The organism is Alkalinema pantanalense CENA528, assembly GCF_050753345.1.
Classification (GTDB): domain Bacteria; phylum Cyanobacteriota; class Cyanobacteriia; order Leptolyngbyales; family Leptolyngbyaceae; genus Alkalinema; species Alkalinema pantanalense.
Map to the genome: position 1 here is coordinate 57,027 of NZ_JBLZFX010000003.1, position 18,597 is coordinate 75,623.

The 18,597-nt window shown below is 50.4% G+C and carries 9 protein-coding genes; 4 read left to right on the forward strand and 5 right to left on the reverse strand.

The genetic code is table 11. The features are described 5' to 3' along the window. Window positions 1-32: 32 nt before the first annotated feature. On the reverse strand, window positions 33-389 hold the full coding sequence (locus ACN4EG_RS01580; RefSeq protein WP_431627401.1) for a ferredoxin-thioredoxin reductase catalytic domain-containing protein: 357 nt from the start codon (window positions 387-389) through the stop codon (window positions 33-35). A 265-nt stretch (window positions 390-654) separates the two neighbouring features. Between ACN4EG_RS01580 and sufR the strand changes: the two genes are divergently transcribed. Then, window positions 655-1,302, forward strand: a complete 648-nt coding sequence (gene sufR / locus ACN4EG_RS01585; RefSeq protein ID WP_431627402.1) for an iron-sulfur cluster biosynthesis transcriptional regulator SufR — start codon at window positions 655-657, stop codon at window positions 1,300-1,302. A gap of 252 nt (window positions 1,303-1,554) precedes the next feature. Here the strand turns inward: sufR and ACN4EG_RS01590 are convergent, their stop codons facing one another. The 3 genes from ACN4EG_RS01590 to ACN4EG_RS01600 form a co-directional block, all read right to left on the reverse strand. Next, window positions 1,555-2,148, reverse strand: coding sequence for a Uma2 family endonuclease (locus ACN4EG_RS01590; RefSeq protein WP_431627403.1), 594 nt, complete (start codon window positions 2,146-2,148; stop codon window positions 1,555-1,557). A gap of 23 nt (window positions 2,149-2,171) precedes the next feature. Next, window positions 2,172-2,786: a Uma2 family endonuclease gene (locus ACN4EG_RS01595; RefSeq protein ID WP_431627404.1), complete on the reverse strand. Its 615-nt coding sequence runs from the start codon at window positions 2,784-2,786 to the stop codon at window positions 2,172-2,174. A gap of 166 nt (window positions 2,787-2,952) precedes the next feature. Continuing rightward, window positions 2,953-4,614 (reverse strand): CTP synthase, encoded by a 1,662-nt coding sequence (locus tag ACN4EG_RS01600; RefSeq protein ID WP_431627405.1) that lies wholly within the window; start codon window positions 4,612-4,614, stop codon window positions 2,953-2,955. 269 nt (window positions 4,615-4,883) lie between these two features. Here ACN4EG_RS01600 and ACN4EG_RS01605 point away from each other — a divergent pair, with 269 nt between their 5' ends. Further along, window positions 4,884-6,713 carry an N-acetylmuramoyl-L-alanine amidase gene (locus tag ACN4EG_RS01605; RefSeq protein WP_431627406.1) on the forward strand — a complete coding sequence of 610 codons (1,830 nt, stop codon included), beginning with the start codon at window positions 4,884-4,886 and terminating at the stop codon, window positions 6,711-6,713. A 91-nt stretch (window positions 6,714-6,804) separates the two neighbouring features. On the opposite strand, the gene ACN4EG_RS01610 is transcribed toward ACN4EG_RS01605, so the two are convergent. Next, window positions 6,805-7,545, reverse strand: a complete 741-nt coding sequence (locus ACN4EG_RS01610; protein WP_431627407.1) for a VanW family protein — start codon at window positions 7,543-7,545, stop codon at window positions 6,805-6,807. 121 nt (window positions 7,546-7,666) lie between these two features. Here ACN4EG_RS01610 and ACN4EG_RS01615 point away from each other — a divergent pair, with 121 nt between their 5' ends. Continuing rightward, window positions 7,667-8,146, forward strand: coding sequence for an NUDIX domain-containing protein (locus ACN4EG_RS01615; RefSeq protein ID WP_431627408.1), 480 nt, complete (start codon window positions 7,667-7,669; stop codon window positions 8,144-8,146). A gap of 361 nt (window positions 8,147-8,507) precedes the next feature. After that, window positions 8,508-18,590: a DUF4347 domain-containing protein gene (locus ACN4EG_RS01620; protein WP_431627409.1), complete on the forward strand. Its 10,083-nt coding sequence runs from the start codon at window positions 8,508-8,510 to the stop codon at window positions 18,588-18,590. Window positions 18,591-18,597 lie beyond the last annotated feature (7 nt).

The window sequence follows — 18,597 nt, forward strand, 5'->3', positions numbered from 1 at the left end:
TCTCTCTCAGGAAACAGTGGCAGGGGTTGGCGTTAATGGGCGGTCAGGGTGCGAATTTCTTCAACGGTGATGGATTGCTGATCGCCCGCAAAGTCATTATCCGGAGTCAGGAACAGCATGCAGTGGCATTCCTTGCGTTCTCGCATGGGCACGCAGGGGCAATTCCAGTAGGTGGCTTTCACTTCGGCTTCCTTGTCCTCGTAGTGACGACAGGGACAGAGCGCAGCACCCAGGTCTTCCTTATGCTTGGCAAGCCCTTCCAAAACCACCGCCGTCACACCCGGATCTACACAAAAGTAGGTTCCCGTCCGCTTCGCATAGCTTTCTGCGAAGCTTTTCATGATTTCGAGGTTCTTTTCAGAGGCTTGCTTGGGGGGTTCTAAACTCATAACAACAACGCAATTGGCTTAAACGACAACAGTTAACCGTTGATCTTATAATTAAAACAACACCTATGTTGCTCAACTTTAATTGTAGACTACTTTAGCAACCCCCAAGTTGTCAAAGTCCGGGCGGTGAAGTTTACTCGATCGACGAAGATCGCTCACTCGGGTGGGATTTTTTCCCGATCCGATCGCGGTTTTCCTTGGGAAATTTCACCTGTAAACTCGTGCGATCGCTTATAGACTCGCTTAGTAGAGACTGCGCAACGGTATGACCCAAACACAGCAGCCATCGACAAAGCAAGATATCCTGCAATTTCTATTGAAGCAGGGGGAATCTTCTGCGCAGGATTTGGCGCAACAACTCCAGGTGTCGCCCCAGGCCATCCGTCGCCATCTGAAGGATTTGGAAATTGAGGGACTGATCCACCACAAAACGGTTCAGGTCGGCATGGGTCGGCCTAACCATATCTATGAATTGAGCAAGAAGGGCCGATCGCAGTTTCCCGATCGCTACGATGAGTTTGCGGTGTCGTTGCTGGATACCCTGGCGGAAACGGTGGGCAAGGATCAGGTCAACGATATTCTGCGGAAACAGTGGGAACGCAAAGCCCAGGATTATCAGGATGCGCTGGGGAGTGGCACGCTGGCGGAGCGGGTGCAGGCGTTGGTGGAACTGCGACGGGCGGAAGGCTATATGGCGGAGTGCTACCTCGTGGATGAGAATGCGAGCTGCCCAAAATATGTGTTGACGGAATATAACTGCGCCATTTCCCACATTGCGGAATCCTTTCCAACCATTTGCGGCCACGAGTTGGAAATGTTCGCGATCGCCCTTCAGGATTGCTCCGTGGAGCGTACCCATTGGCTGGTGGATGGCGAGCACCGCTGTGGGTATCTGATTCAACTCAAGGGTTGAGGTTAAAAAGATGTAAGTGCGATGGATTCGTGCTAAGTTGCGATCGTCGGGGCTGCTCCGCAGCAAAGATCGGGGAACTTCTCCCCGCCCCCCTGCAATGTCAGGGGACTCTACTCCCCCGACACCCCCCGAAAGTGAATTCTCCGTCCAAGCACAGGGGATTTGTGGGGGACAATTTTATTTGTCAAACTTATTAAAAAGCAACTGGAGAGATTAGCTAACGATCGATCGGTCAGATCCCAAAAACTACCTTCAGCTTGACGCCCCAGCATTGAGTACTTGTTCTGCGGTTAGGCGGAGTCCGGGAAACATGGGAGAGACGATCGGGGCATCTCCGCAATACAGAGCATCCTGATACCGTCCGTTCTCCAGTCTACAAATCGTCACGGCTGAGTCAATCGGATCCACAATCCAATACTCAGGAATGTTCAGCACCGAGTATTCTGACCATTTCGCGCCATAATCATCTGCCTTCGTGGATGTGCTGACGACTTCCACGACTAAGCTAGGCGGGGCTTCCGATAAACGAATCACCGCTTCTCTCCCTTTCATCTCGGCCCACTGGCTTGCTGAGAGAACGGTAATATCCGGGATGCGTGAAGTATCCCATCGTCCTCCCCGAGGCGACTGAACTCCAATGAGGGCTGGTCTGGCTACCCAGTCAAAGTTAACCCGTTGAATCTCCTGCTCCAAGACACGGGTTAAAGCCCAGATGATTTCGCCGTGCAACCCCGTTCCTAAACTCATAGGGATTAAGTCACCATTCACCAATTCATAGCGGGTATCTGTCCCATCCTCAAAGGTCAGATATTCCTGAAAAGTCAGTTTGTGCGTCGCGATCGTCATTCTTCACCTCCTCTATATCCTGCCTACAACCCTTGTCCGGCCTGTAATACCTGTGCTGCGGTTAAGCGGAGTCCGGGAAACGTAGGAGAAACGATCGGGCTATTCCCCCGTAGCACCTGCTTTTCGTACCGATCGTTGTGTAAGGTGCAGATCGTCAGGGTGGGTTGTTTGGGTTTACCGATAAAGTCCGTTCCACCCAATCCTGCGTAGTCCACAATCCAATATTCGGGAATACCTAGGATGGCGTATTCATCGGTTTTGCGAGCGTAGTCATTTTGCCAGTTACCACTCACGACTTCAGCCACCAGCTTGATGGCATTTCCTGAGGTGACGATCGGTTCTCGTTGCCAAAGGGGTTCTGCCGCTAAGCGCTCTTGATCGAGAACAATCACGTCAGGGCGAAAGCCTGTCCAGTCCCCCAACGGCTTAATGATGCAGCGCTGGGGAAGGAAATAGGGCAGATCCAGCAGGTCAATTTGGACATTGAGCTTTCTGGCAATAAAAGCAGCGACCTGTTCATGATTGCCCGTCGGTTCCAAGTCAAACAGCTCCCCGTCAATCAACTCATAGCGATCGTTATCGCCATACTGCACCCAAAATTCATCAAAGGTTAACGGTCTATGCTTGGCGATCGTCATCCCGCAGCTCCTGTTTTGGGTGGGCCAGTTTTGCCTTCTTCCCGAACGTGCTTCCTAAAAGTCAGCATTCCTAACAAGCACTCACATTAAAAAGTGCTAGCACTTTCTTGCAAAATGCTAGCACTTTCAATTCATGGCCGATCGGCTGGGGACAGGAAGGCAATGATTAACCCACCGTTGCGGCTGCTGGTGGGGCTTCCACAGGGGGTTCGATCGCCTCGGTTAACGGTTGCACCTGTTGTACTGCTGCTTCCATAAAGCCTCGGAACAGAGGATGGGAACTGCTGGGCCGAGACTGGAACTCGGGGTGGAACTGGCTGGCGATAAAGAACGGATGGTTCGGCAGTTCAATAATTTCCACCAAGCGGCCATTGGGAGATGTACCACTAACTTGATAGCCCGTTTCCAAAAATAGTGGACGGTATTGGTTATTGAACTCATAACGATGGCGATGGCGTTCGTAGATGATTTCCTGGCCGTAGAGATCCATGGTTCGGGTATCCGGTGTCAGCTTACAGGGATAGATTCCCAGCCGCATGGTTCCGCCTAAATCCACCACGTCCTCTTGTTCCGGCAACAGGTTAATTACCGGGTGCTCTGTTTCTGTGTTAAATTCCGCGCTGTGGGCATTCGGCAACTTCGCCACATTCCGCGCCCATTCAATCACCGCACATTGCATCCCTAAGCACAGGCCCAGGAAGGGAATCTTATTCTCCCGTGCGTAGCGAATAGCATCAATTTTGCCATCCACCCCTCGGATGCCAAAGCCGCCGGGGACCACCACCCCATGCACCCCCTTTAGCAGTGCTTCAGCCCCTTTATTTTCAATATCCTCGGAGTTGATCCAGCGCAAATTCAGCCCGCTGCCCGTGACGATCGCGGCATGGCGCAGGGCTTCCACCACTGACAGATAAGCATCACCCAACTGTATATATTTGCCCACCAGCGCAATTTCAATCTGCCGCGCGGGGCTGTAGAGCCGTTCCACCAGGGTTTGCCATTGTTGCAGATCGGGCTGGCGGGGTTCCAGGTTCAGCAGTTCGATCGTTTGTGTAGCCAAACCTTCCTGCTCCAAAATCAGCGGCACTTCATAAATGCTCTTGGCATCGGGAGAGGTAATCACTGAAGAAGCTGGAACATCACAGAACTCTGACAGTTTTGCCTTCAAACCTTCGCCAATTTCCCGATCGCAGCGGCAGACTAAAATGTCTGGCTGAATCCCGATCGATCGTAATTCTTTGACGGAGTGCTGGGTGGGTTTAGTTTTTAATTCTCCAGAGGTGGGAATATAGGGTACCAGCGTCACATGCATATACAGCACGTTTTGCCGTCCCACATCTTTGCGGAATTGGCGAATCGCTTCCAAAAACGGCAGGGATTCGATGTCGCCCACCGTACCGCCAATTTCTGTGATCACCACATCGGGATTGGTATTGCGGGCCACCCGATGCACCCGCTCCTTAATTTCCGTGGTGATGTGGGGAATCACCTGCACCGTGCCGCCGTGGTAGTCCCCCCGCCGCTCTTTATTAATCACCGCTTGGTAAATTGATCCCGTGGTGACGCTGTTCAGCCGCGACATGGAGGTATCGGTGAAACGCTCGTAGTGACCCAGGTCAAGATCCGTCTCTGCGCCGTCTTCAGTGACAAAGACTTCCCCATGTTGGTAGGGGCTCATGGTGCCGGGATCGACGTTAATGTAGGGATCAAGCTTGAGGATCGAAACAGAATAGTCACGCGATTTCAGGAGTCTCCCCAAACTGGCCGCTACAATTCCCTTCCCAATACTCGAAACCACGCCACCAGTGACAAAAACAAATTTCGTCATAAGACCTTAGAGTGCCCACGCCGCAGAATTACCCCAGATATTGTAGGGCAACGATGGGTCAGATCGGAGGGACGATCACAGCGAACCCTGGATCAACGACGTAGACTACGGAGAGAATAGTCTGACAATCTTGTTCTTGGTACGGGTTAGCCGATCGTAGTATGCAAAATTTTTTGGGCAGATATTGGGTAAATCAAAGAGTTAGCAAGCATTACCGATCGACGTTGATTCTGACGTCCTCTATGACGCTTTCTCTAGGGTTACTAGTCATGGCTCGATCTGTGCAAGCCCAACCCGCTAGCTCTCCGTCTGCTCCGGGAATCTCCACTGCAACCGCTGTTGAAAAAACGCAGCCTCAGTCTACTCAGCCGCTCCAAGTCGTCTATCCACGGCCTGATCACGAAACCACAGCCCAACAGATTTTTCTAATTGGCACTGCGCCCCCCGAAGGACAAGTGTGGATCAACGGCAAGGCGATCGCGCGCAATGCCGCCGGACATTTTGCCCCCAGTTTTCCGTTACAGGTCGGAAAAAATCAATTTTTTCTGAAACATAGTAATGGCCAAACGTTGACAATTTCAGTGACCCGCAAAGCCGCCCAACCGGAAATTCCCCAAGGCTTGGCCTTTGGCAAGGATTCGCTGTTTCCCACGGGGGATATCAGTCGGCAACCGGGCGAGTTAATGTGCTTCAGCGCGATCGCCAATCCCCAGGCTCAGGTACGGGTGAACTTAGGTCAGCAAACAATTCCGCTCCAGTTACAGCCCATGGTGGATTTGCCCAGCAATACGGGGGTGCTGACGGGCAAAATCCAACCCCAGGAAATGCCTGGACGTTTTGTGGGCTGCGGGCAATTAGGTTCTACAGCTACGAATAAAGTGGAGAATACAAACGGAATCGTTAATCTAGGACAACCAGAATATGAACTGGAATGGAATCAGAAACGGTTGACTCAGAAGGCTCCGGGGAAAGTAGAAATTCTATCGCCAACGCAGCCGATGACGATCGAAGTCATAGCAGACGCAGGCGTGGCCCGTACGGGAGCCAGTACAGATTATTCCCGGCTGACGCCCTTACCCAAAGGAACCCGCGCGACGGTGACCGGGACAGAGGGGGATTGGTATCGGTTAGACTACGGGGCTTGGATTCGCAAGTCAGAAACGAAGCCGATCGACGGTGCGACCCCTGTTCAATCGACAATTCGGGGGATTCGATCGCAGAATAAACAGGGTTGGACAGAGGTGGTCTTTCCGTTGCAATCTCCCGTACCGCTGACGGTGCAGCAGGGCGATCGGACATTTACGCTGACGTTGCACAACGTGACGGCGCAGACCGATACTATGCGGTTGGTGACAAATCCGGTGATTGAGCGACTGGATTGGCAGCAAACGCGACTGGGTCAGATTGACTATCGCTTTGTCTTAAAATCTGACCAACAGTGGGGCTATAAGTTACGCTATGAAGGTTCGACGTTGGTACTGTCACTCCGCAATCCACCGCAACTGACGCGCAATGCAGCGAAACCGTTAACGGGCGTGACCATTTTGCTCGATCCGGGCCATGGGGGGCCGGAGGATTTGGGGTCCGTTGGGTTTACGGGTTTACCGGAAAAAGAGGTAGCGTTGAAGGTGTCCAAATTGGTACGAGATCGCTTAGTGCAACGGGGTGCAACGGTGATTATGACCCGTGAGGCGGATGTGGATCTGTGGCCCAACGATCGGGCGGCGATGATTCAGAAACTTGAGCCCACCATTTCCGTTAGTATTCACTACAATGCTTTACCGGATGACGGCGACGCGATTCGAACCAAAGGCGTTTCTGCCTTTTGGTACCATTCCCAAGCGCAGAGTTTAGCAGCATTTTTGCAGGATGCGGTGGTGAATCGCTTAGGTCGATCGCCCGACGGCGTAACTTGGAATAATTTGGCGTTAACCCGTCCGGCAGTGGCTCCGTCAATTTTGATAGAGTTAGGTTACATGATCAATCCCGACGAGTTTGAATGGATTCGCAACGATCGGGAGCAGCTAAAGCTTGCTGATACGCTGGCTGACGGCATTACGCAATGGTTTCAACGATCGAATCCACGATCGTCGCAGTAATAATTTAAACCCAGAATCCAGACAACGATCGTTCCCTGGCATTCCCAGTTCAATCCTCCGTCGGTAGGTCACCAGCCAATTGACTGGCAATTTACCGAGCATATACTGTTTGCTGAACCACCTGCGGAGCCTGGGAAGGAGAAAGATATCGCAGGGTTTGAACCCACTTATCTGAGTGGCGATCGTCCAATAGAAACTCAACTGAATATTTGGGAATCGATCGAATCGCTAAGATCGATGCGGTAATCGAATTTGGCTGGATTTCAAACTGAAAGCGTAACGGTGAAGTTGTTCGATTCTGAATCCGTAAGTCCTTGTAACCGTAAACAACCGTAGCATCTGAACCCAAGGGCGCGAACCGAGTTTCGTCGGTGTAGATATCCTGGGAATGGGAATGACGCTCTAGAATTTCCAAATCAGTCTGTAGAGCCAAGAGATAAATTAACCCTGATAATTGGCATAACCCTCCACCAACCACAGCCTGCAATTGGTCGTTCATTAAGGCTCGACCTTCAAGATAGCCCCGCCTTTTAGTAGGCTGGCCCACCACAGACCAAAAGGAAAAAATTTGGTTAGGTTGAATCACTACAGATTCAATTTGGTGAACTGCGATCGTCAGATTATGCCGTTTATTTTCAGAATACGCAGAAGGTTTCAGTTCCTGTTCTACCTGAATTCTGGTCTGCCAATTGCCGACCTCGATCGACTTTGAGCGGGTCGCAAACCGTTGTAAATCACCTGACCAGTAATCTCGAATCCACCGCCGAGTCGCCTGCAATCCCACTTTCCAGTTATGGGGAATCGATCGCTTAATTAGTTTTAGCCATTGCATAGCAAATTTATCCTAGTCAATGAGATTCACTTCGCTATGGTATAGACTTTTTTCAAGCCTACTGGGAAAAACGTTGCAAATTTGTAATGCTGGCATTATTGAAATAGGTGGAGATTGATTGATGGCAAAGGTATTACAGGGCGATCGGATTGGCAAGACAGGTCAAATTACGTTGGGATGTTCGGCGGTTTTATTCGACCCCGATCGCCAACGAATCTTGATGACGCGGCGCACCGATAACGATCGCTGGTGTTTGCCGGGAGGGCGGGTCGATCCGGGGGAGTCCGTAGCGGAAGCCTGCCTGCGGGAAATGGTAGAGGAAACGGGACTGGTGGTGGAAATTGTGCGCTTCTTGGGCGTGTATAGTGATCCGAATTATTTGATTGAATATGCTAGTGGCAACCGTTGCCAAATTGTGGCGTTGAACTTTGAAGTCAAGCGGGTGGGCGGTGAGCTGGGGTTAAGTAATGAAACCAACGCCTATGGCTATTACACCCGATCGGACATTCGATCGATGGATGTGATGGATCATCAACGGCAACGGATTGAAGATGCATTTGACAGTATAGAGAACCCCACAGAATGCCCCTGGATTCGCTAGTTCCTCAATAACAAGCGGTGTTCATCAACCATCAGTGTTCATCATCGGTGCTCATCCACTGAACCACGCTCCAGACAGCGCAAGAACTGGGTCTAGGCAAGGCACCTTTCTAGAACTTTAAACTTCCTTCAAAGAAAGACAACAGTTTTTAGAGATTTGTCTCAAGAATAACAGTTCATCCGGAATTTTACTGAGGCGAGAGAAACCTGAGTCATCAACTGAATGACTAATTGCGTAGTAATCGGGATGTCATCTCTGCTGACTTGTGACAGGAGTGGCGATTTGTCCTCCGATGGTTTTCCGGTGTCGGCTTGCTTCTTGTGCTTAGAACCCTGGTTTCTCTCCTAATGGAACGTGTGCTATGAATCCTGAGCTTTTTTCTGCGGCTTCGGCGATCGCGCCGTTGTCTGATCGTTTGCCCCTGCCTAAGAATCCCTTAGAGATCTCTTCATTCTCTAGGACTTCATTTTCTGGGTCTGCGACCGTTGGTCGATCGCTCGTCTTTGTGGATACTGGCATCCAGAACTATCAGCAATTACTTTCGGGACTGAACGCCGATCAATCCGTGTATTTGATCGATACCCAACAGGACGGGATTGATCAGATCAGCCAGGTTCTCGCTGGATTAAGTGACGTTGCCGCCATCCATATTGTTTCCCACGGTAATATCGGTAGGCTCCAACTGGGGAATACCGATCTGAGTGGCAATAATCTTGGACTCTACACCGATCGGCTGCGTCAATGGGCAACGCATTTAACAGAAGATGCGGATATCTTACTCTATGGCTGTGATGTAGCCCAAAGCAACCTCGGCACAGGCTTTGTGCAGCAATTGGCAAATCTAACAGGAGCCGATATCGCGGCATCCAATAACCTGACGGGCAACACAGCCCAAGGGGGAGATTGGATTCTGGAAGTCAATACGGGGGCGATTTCTAGCAATCTTGCTTTCCAGGCTGCTGTTCTAACGCAATATCAAAATACCCTCCTCACACCGATTAGCACTGCGGAATACAACAACTTTAAAGCAGGGGTTAACGATTTTCTAGCACTCGCACAAACCGGAATTGATACGATCGCCTTTACCGAACGATTGCCTCTTGTTGGTAGTCAATTAGCCAGTACTGCTAAATTTTTCCAAACGTTAAAGAACGATTTGGCTAACGCTTGGACAACGCTAGAAACCATTCCTGCGGCTGATTTAGATAGTGAAGATATCCGTAGCACGATCGCGACTACTTTAGCTCCCTATCTACCCAGCGGCGTTACTGTTACCGAAAATGCGAACCAGGTTTTATTCAACTTAGATCTGAGTCGATTGGTGAATTCCAACCTCAACTTTGATCTGGGCCTAGACGCGATCGGGCTGAGTGTCGGCAGTAGCGGCAATATCAACACCCAATTGGGGTACACTTTACCGCTCAAGTTTGGCGTTGATTTAACGAGCGGTGAATTTTTCGTTGATACCAGCGCGCTGAATGAACTCGCGATCGGCTTAACAGTCACCACGCCGGGACTCAGTGCGACTGGGCGATTGGGCTTTTTACAAGTCAATGTCGCGGGCCAGGATAGCCAAGGCAACGCCACCAACTTTGCGGGACAGTTTCAGGTTGACCTGCGCGATCCCAATAGCGATGGACGTCTCACCACCAGTGAACTTGCCGGACTCAGCGCCACCCAACTACTCACCTCCAAGCTCCAAGCCAACGCAGATATTAATTTAGGCTTAACCACCAGTTTTGGCGGTTCTGCAGCCTTCCCCTCCCTGAAAGCTGATTTAAATATTGACTGGGTCTTTGATCCCAATAACCTCAATCTCCTACCCACTGCTGCCTTTAATAATGCGCGGTTGAATTTAGGTGAATTTTTCAGTGAGTTTGTCAATCCTATTTTTTCAGAAATCCAAAAGGTTTTGAAACCCATTCAACCCGTTTTTGATGTTCTGAATACCCGTATGCCTGTCCTATCGGATATTGGGCCACTGCGGGATATTTATGATTTAGACAGTAACGGCACTGTCACGCTATTAGAATTCGTCGGTAAATCCAGCGGCAATGAAAGTGCTGCAAAATTTCTCAATGCAGTCACCCAAATTGCGCAATTTATTAATAGTGTCCCCACGGGCGTAGGAGATGTCTACATTCCCCTAGGCAATCTGCGGCTAAACGACAGCCCCACAGCGGATTTGCGAGTAGCAGGTTTACTCGATAGCCTTAATTTAAGTAACTCAAGCTTAATTGATGATTTAACCAGTCTGTTACCGGGTGTTGATAACGTAACTCGTAATATTCTAGATAACTTCAAGAGCAATGCTAGTAATGCTAACTTCAGCGGAGGCTTAGCCTTTCCGTTATTGCAAAATCCCACCACTGCCTTGGGATTACTCCTAGGGCGCAACGTTTCACTATTCACCTTAGACTTACCAGCCCTAGGCACCAACTTTAACGTTAGTCAATTTTTCCCCATCCTTGGCCCCTTAGGCGTGCGCTTGAGTGGAAACTTTGACTTCCAAGCCGACTTTAACTTTGGCTACGACACCGAAGGCTTTAAACAGTTTGCCACAGCATTGGATGGCGGCTCGATCGACCCCAGTTTGATCTTCAACGGCTTCTACATCAGCGATACCGCATCTCCCGATGGCAGCGGTTCCGACGTTCCTGAAGTCAAGATTAACGCCAGCGTCCAAGCATCTGGGGAAATTAATGTTATCGTTGCTGCGGCTGGAGTGGGCGGCGGTTTATTTGCAACGGTCAACCTAGATTTACGCGATCGTGACCCTGCAACGGGGAATTCCGTCCCCTACGTCGATGGCAAAATTCGCCTTGATGAATTGGGTAAAAACTTTACGGCAAATGGCCCGCTCGGAATCTTTACCGCGTCGGGTAAGCTGACTGCGGGATTAAATGCCTATATCAAAGTCGGTGTTGACTTACCTTTTGTGGGCTTTGTGGGCTGGCAAGACTCCTTTGACATTGCAACTGCCACCCTCCTAGACTTTGATACAGATACCTCAAAACTAGCTCCTAATCCTGTCTTAGCTGAATTCGATCCGACCTTAGGCGCTAACGTACTGCGACTCAACATGGGGCCAAACGCAGCGGCTCGTCTGGTCGGAAATCTCGACGATGGTGACGAAACCTTTAAAGTGACCCGATCGGCGGATGGTAGTAAATTATTCGTCACAGCCTTCGGCTATACCCAGGAATTTGACGCTAGCACCGTCGTTAAGATCTATGCAGAAGGGGGGGCTGGCGATGACGTAATCGACATCGCTGAGGATGTGGCAATTCCAGCAGAACTCTGGGGCGATTTTAATCCAGCACGTAACCCAGGCCGCAGTGAATTTGGCAATGACAAGATTTTCGCAGGAGGAGCTGCTGCCATTCTCCATGGCGGGGCTGGAAACGACGAATTAACCGCTCGATCGGGCGATTCCCAACTCTTCGGGGAAGCGGGCGACGATAAGTTATTTGGCGGCAGCGGCAACGATACGTTATCCGGCGGAGAAGGGGACGATCGTCTCTACGCCAATGACGGTAACGACACCCTAGAAGGCAACGAAGGCGACGATTACCTCGATGCAGGAAAAGGCAATGATACCGTCTACGGCGGCGATGGCAACGATCGCATCAAGGGCGGAGACGGCAACGATACACTCTACGGCAACGATGGAACCGACATCATTGAAGCGGGCCAAGGCGACGATACAGCCTACGGGGGCGCAGGCAATGATTACATCTTGGATGAAGGCGAAATTGTAGTTGTCAGCAGTCCCGGTTCTCCGTCCATTCCACCCGGTGGCCCCGTTCTAGAAAATGTAGTGGTGATTCCGACGGAGGGCTTACTGATTCAAGTTAACCTGACTGCTGGGGGTGGCAATGACACGTTCTATGGCGAAACGGGAAATGATGTCCTGTTTGGCCAAGCGGGGGTAGATATCCTCTACGGTCAGGAAGGCGATGATTGGCTCGATGGTGGCGCTAATCGGGATTTCCTCTTGGGGGATTTAGGTACCGTCGATCGGGCAACAGAAACCGTAACGCTCACGCCAGGAAGTGGGGGCAATGATAAGCTTTTTGGGGGTAGCGGCAATGATGAACTTTATGGTCAGGATGGTGATGATGAACTCTACGGTCAAGCCAATGATGATGTCTTGATTGGTGGATTGGGCAATGATTTAGCGGATGGTGGAGCCGATCGGGACTGGGTACTGGGCGATGAAGGTAGCGTTAATCGCAACACCAACACGGTAATCCTCAGTACAGGCAATGGTAACGATACCCTTTTTGGTGGGACGGGTAATGATGATCTTTACGGCCAATTAGGCGACGATTTAATCTTTGGCGACAGTGCCCAAATCGTGAGTGTGAATGGCAGTACCGAACGAGTGGAATCGATCGACACGGCCAATGGCGGCAACGATCGACTTTTCGGTGGCTTAGGACGAGATGTATTACTGGGAGGCACCGGAGACGATCGGCTCTTTGGCAGCGATGAAACTTACAGCGAAGTCGGAGCCGCGAATCTTCTCTTTGGCGATAATGGCGCAGTTCTGCGACGCAAGGTCGATCGGTTTATCACTGAAGTCGCCTCCACCAATCCCACCCACGGCGGACGGGACGAGATTCAGGCCCAAATCAGTGATGTGATTGTGGGCGGTTCCGGTGGTTTAGATGCCCCTGGGGTGGGGGGCGATCGACTCTTGGGCAGTTCCGGCAATGACATCATTTTGGGCGATAACGGTCGGGTCGTCCGTCGCAATGACGGCCAAGTCGATCGCATCGAACCCTTATTTAACGATCAAGGGGGCGATGATCTGATCGAAGGTCGCACAGGTAGCGATATTTTACTGGGCGGCGGTGGCAACGATCGCATGATTGGGGGCAGCCAAAGTGCCAACGTGAGCGATGGAGTTGACTACATCTTTGGCGGCGGCGGCGATGACGCGATCGCAGGCGGCAACGCCACGATTACGGACAATGCCAATCCAGCAGCGCGGGTAATCACGAATCTCGACAGCAGCGCAATCGTCGATTGGCTCTTTGGCGATTACGGTCTCCTCACCTTTGTTGGCATTGGTGATGATTTAAATAGTCGCCTTGGCTTTAAAGTGCTGGATTACTTTGCCGCAACTTTGACCAAAGCGCAAAGTATTCTGGGTGAGGCGGAAGGCAACGATCGAATTGTCGGTAACTTCGGCACCGATCCGTTATTTGGGGGTGGCGGTAATGACACGTTACTAGGTGGCGAAAATGACGATCGTATCTTTGCCGACTACGGTGTGATGGAATTCACAAACGGTAGTCTAACCCGCCTAGCCAGCACTGAACCGAGTTTCGGAGGCAATGACGTTGTCGAAGGTGGCAATGGCAACGATTGGATCATTGGCGGGGCAGGCAACGAAATCAACCTTGATGGGGGTAATGACCAAGACATTATCCTGGGTGATAACGGTGAGATTTTAATCAACAACGGGATTGTCACGCAAACCCGATCGATCAATCCAGAATTTGGGGGCAATGATGTCATCACGGGAGGCAACCAAACGGATATTGTCATTGGTGGTAGCGGCAATGATCAGATTAATGGAGGAGTAGACGATGCTGCTGATATCCTGCTAGGGGATAATGGCATCGTCTACGGCAATACGAATAACCCCAATACTGCCAATGACATCATTTCGACCGATCCCACCTTTGGAGGTCGCGATCAGATTTCCGGGGGAGCGGGTGACGATATTATTTTAGGTGGTTCCGGCGGTGGAGATACCCTAGGACAGCTTGGTGACACGATTTCGGGCGATAGCGGAGACGATATCCTCTTGGGGGATGGGGGGCGCATTACTCGCAACGGCAATAACGAAGTCGAAAAAATTGAAACGCTATTCCCCAATAATGGTGGTAACGATATCATTAATGGTAACGCAGGCCGAGATATTGCCCTCGGGGGTGCAGGGGATGACACAATTTCTGGCGATGCTGACGACGACATTCTATTCGGTGATCACGGGGTCGTTGACTTTAGCGTAGATGAAGATCTAGAGACCTTGGATATCCTGAGATCGATCGACCCCGGTTTAGGGGGGAAAGATACGATTTTCGGCAACGATGGGGATGATATTGCCTTTGGAGGTGCGAATGATGACACGATCGACGGCAACAATGGCGATGACATATTGCTTGGCGACAATGGCCAAATAACCTTTGATAGCAATCAAGCCATTACCCAAATCACAACAACCGATGGTCAGATTGGCGGCAACGATCACATCAAAGGTTCCACAGGCAACGATCGGATACTAGGCGGATTTGGAAATGACGACCTCCAAGGCAACGCAGACGAAGATATTCTACTGGGCGACAATGGCGTTCTGGAATACGACCTCGATAACAACCCAGCAACCTTAGATTTAATTGCCACGATCGATCCCGCATTGGGTGGCAACGATGTCATTCAAGGCAACGACGATCGGGATATTGCCCTAGGCGGTGCCCAGAATGATACCATTAACGGTAACGGAGGCGAAGACATTCTCCTCGGCGATAACGGTCGCATTACCTACAGCAATGGCAAGATTCGTCTCATTGAAACTACTAACCCCACGATCGGGGGCCAAGATAATATTTTTGGGGATGATGGCAATGACATGATTCTAGGTGGTGCAGACGCCGATTATCTACGGGGTAATCATGGCAATGACACGATTCTAGGCGATCACGGAAAACTAGATTACGCCTATGCGGGTGATGACAAAGTTGCCGCTGATAGCAATCTCGACACCTTAGATTTTGTCACTACCACCGATCCCACCTTCGGCGGCAATGATTTAATCTTCGGCGATCGGGGCAGCGATAACCTCATGGGTGGTACGGGAAGCGATCGAATCTATGGAGACGAAGGGTTAGATACCCTCGACGAAGAATGGCAAGTTATCGGCAACGCTGACCTTAACGGAGACGGCGCAAATGATCTGCTGTGGCGCAATCAAATCACTGGGCAAAATCTGCTCTGGGTCACGCGAGATGGTAAATTCTCTGAAGCCGCTCCCCTACCAGATGTTACTGATCTCAGTTGGCAAGTGGTAGGCATCTTTGATCTCAATGGTGATGGCAAAAAAGACATTCTCTGGCGGCACAGCAATGGCACCCTCGTTGCCTGGAAGATGAATGGTATTACCTACGACTCCGATTACTGGTTTAACAATTCACCCGACAGTAGTTGGCAGTTATTGAGCATTGCGGATCTAGCGGGTAATGGAACTCCCTACTTTGTTTGGCGACATATCACAGGACCTGTTGTACTCTGGCAAATCCAGAATTTCCAAATAGCGGGAGGTGCAGTCTTAAATAACGCACCGGATAACGGCTGGCGACTAAGCCGAGTAGCGGATGTCACCAACGATGGGAAAGCTGATTTCCTATGGCAGCACACTGCTGCTAACATCACAGTGATTTGGGCTATGAATGGTACCAATATCATTGGCGGTAATGTCTTCAACAATTCGCCCGATCCTACTTGGACGATCGCGGCAACAGCAGACTTTAACAAAGATGGCAAGACCGATCTTCTCTGGAGACACACGATCGCGAGCATTTCAGTGATTTGGTTGATGGATGGGGTAAACATTATTGGTGGGCAGGTCTTCAATAATGCGCCCGATCCCTCTTGGCAAATTGCTAGCTTGAGTGACTACACAGGAGAGGGGCACACGGATATCGTTTGGCGACATAAGTTTGTGGGATTAACTGTATTGTGGCAACTGGATGGGGCCAATCTTGTCGGCGGTGCAATGCTTCCCTACGCCGATGAAAAAATTCTCGATCCCAGTTCGGCGGATTTAATTCTGGGTGACCATGGCAAGCTATATCCATCTCTACTGCGCGATCGAAATTATGTCTCGATCGACACCGCAGCCAATCAAGGTGGTGGCAACGATATTCTCTTTGGCAACCAAGGGGACGACACCATCCTGGGACAACAGGGACAGGATATTATCTACGGCGGTTCCGGCGAGGACGATATTCTCGGGGGCCACAATGTGCGAGGGGGAGCCGATGGCGCTGATCAGGTCGATGGGGGAGCTAATTCGGATGTTGTATTGGGTGATAACGGCCAAATTACCCGGCGGCCTCTCACAAACGGCGGTTGGCAGAAATACCCGGCTCCCTTTGCCGATACCATTCGCGATGTAATTCGCTTTGATGATGTCGATCGCGTTAGCGGCAACGATACTCTACGAGGCAGCGCTGGCGATGATATTTTACAAGGGCAAAGGGGAGATGATTGGCTTGACGGCGGTAAAGGCGACGATGAACTAATCGGCCAACTGGGCAATGATGTTCTGCTGGGTCGATCGGGACAGGACTTTGCCCTGGGCGATACAGGCGTCATTCTGCGAGATTACAACCCCGATGGCACCCCACGCTTAAATCGTAATCAGTCCTGGCATCGGGATGCGCTCTTGCTGGATGTGGCCAATTTAGTTGATAGCTACAACATCAATGCCATTCCAAATAGCGCTTTCCAGGATGCCAATATCGATAGTTTACTGATGACTTCTGCCGCCAATGGGCAGGGTGGTATCGATAGCCAAGTGCAAGCTCTCAGTTTCTTTGATGATGGAAATGATTATCTTGACGGGGGATCGGGTGATGATAGTCTGTTTGGACAGCGTGGGAACGATTCGATCTTTGGAGGTGAAGGCAATGACTACGCTGAGGGCAATGCTGGGGATGACACGATCGATGGCGGTTCCGGTGATGACTTTGTAGTGGGTGATAATGCAATAAATATTGCGCCGTTCAACCGAGAATTACCCACCGTTTTCCGTGGAATGCATTTAATTCAGCAAGGGGGTGGCCTGAATTTTGAGTTAGGTGAATTTGGCACGATCGTCATTCCCAACCTAAGTCTGCAACCCCAAACCAACGATGGACTTCTGACCACCGTGAGTTTGGCAGAACCGATTATCTTTGACACAGCCCCCCAAGCCCCGATCGCGCCTTTAAAGCGCAATGGCAAAACCTGGCAACCCTTAATTTCCCTGATTCCAGATCTCACCCATCATTTAGATTTGCTGTCAGGCAACGATCGCTTAAGTGATGTCAGTGGTAACAACACACTGATTGGAGACAACTACGCCAGCTTCCTCCCCCTACGCACAGGTAATGCTGAGATTGATAACAATCTGGATGACATCAATACGCTCCTGCACCACGTCACCTACGATCTCCACGACCTGGAATTAGCGCTACGCAATGGGCAGCCGCAACAGACTCTGAGCATGGCTAACGATCAAATTTTTGGAGGCAGCGATCGCGATTTAATCTACGGTGATGACCTCACGTTCTACAGTCCTTTCCTAGTACGATCGCCCAGTCAAATTGCACCATTAGGTAGCACTGTCAATGCGCTTAAACAGGTTCTTAGTCAGCTAAGCAATAGCTTGAATGCCAAGTTATTCAACGTTCCTAGCGCTTTACCTAATACCACCTTGTCTTGGAAAAACGATTTTATTCGCGGTGGCAATGGAGATGATTCCATTCTGGGCGGTGATGCCATGATGTTTGCACCATTGTTGAATAACTTTGATTACAACTTTGGTGATTTCTGGCGCTATGGCTATCGGCCTGTGAATAAGGCAGTAAGGCCAACTTTCCAAGAATTTGACTGGTATTTAAATAACGACAACCTTGAGGGAGGTGAAGGCAGTGACTTCATGATTGGTGGTTATACCAACCTGATTAGCCCGATCGTGACGCAAACTCCGACCACAGCGGATCAGGTTGTCAAATTCCGCAGCAGTTTGAATACCCTTATTGCAGATATTGAAAACGTCTGGATTCGGGAACTTCACAATCATACCTACGGTATTGACTACGCGAATCGTAACCGTAGCAATCGGTTGGTTGCTGGGAATACAGTGATGAATGGAGGCAATGGCAACGATGTGATGATTGGCGACAATGCATCCATTCGTCTACCCATCCTGAATGGTCAAGTGACGCTAGGAATTCAAATTCAAGGCGGCGACTTGGATATAACCGAAGAAGGCCACAATTTCTTTGGCAAGCTGCCCCACGCCTATGACACGCAAAATCGCAATCTCGATAGCGGATTTGGCCAAGACCAAATGTTTGGCGGCAGTGGTACGGATGTAATGCTAGGTGAGCAGTTCTTTGATTGGCTCTACGGTCAGGAGAATTATGACTATCTATTTGCCGGACGCGGAGGAGACTTTGTCGATGGCGGCAGCGATAGTGATAACTTAATTCGCTACTATGCCAATCCCAGTCCTGATGATGTCACCGCGATCACTCCCTATATTCGACCCAAGTTGCAATTACTCTTAAGCCCCCATCTATTGCAATACCTCCAGGAAATTACCGCGAATCGCAACACCTTAGCCCTAGAAGGAGAATTGCTAATGCAGTATCCCAATTAGATCTCAG

Bases quoted from the DNA above. Each gene is read 5' to 3' on its own strand.
- ACN4EG_RS01580 (WP_431627401.1), bottom strand. From the start codon at position 389: ATGAGTTTAGAACCCCCCAAGCAAGCCTCTGAAAAGAACCTCGAAATC.
- sufR (WP_431627402.1), top strand. From the start codon at position 655: ATGACCCAAACACAGCAGCCATCGACAAAGCAAGATATCCTGCAATTT.
- ACN4EG_RS01590 (WP_431627403.1), bottom strand. From the start codon at position 2,148: ATGACGATCGCGACGCACAAACTGACTTTTCAGGAATATCTGACCTTT.
- ACN4EG_RS01595 (WP_431627404.1), bottom strand. From the start codon at position 2,786: ATGACGATCGCCAAGCATAGACCGTTAACCTTTGATGAATTTTGGGTG.
- ACN4EG_RS01600 (WP_431627405.1), bottom strand. From the start codon at position 4,614: ATGACGAAATTTGTTTTTGTCACTGGTGGCGTGGTTTCGAGTATTGGG.
- ACN4EG_RS01605 (WP_431627406.1), top strand. From the start codon at position 4,884: ATGGCTCGATCTGTGCAAGCCCAACCCGCTAGCTCTCCGTCTGCTCCG.
- ACN4EG_RS01610 (WP_431627407.1), bottom strand. From the start codon at position 7,545: ATGCAATGGCTAAAACTAATTAAGCGATCGATTCCCCATAACTGGAAA.
- ACN4EG_RS01615 (WP_431627408.1), top strand. From the start codon at position 7,667: ATGGCAAAGGTATTACAGGGCGATCGGATTGGCAAGACAGGTCAAATT.
- ACN4EG_RS01620 (WP_431627409.1), top strand. From the start codon at position 8,508: ATGAATCCTGAGCTTTTTTCTGCGGCTTCGGCGATCGCGCCGTTGTCT.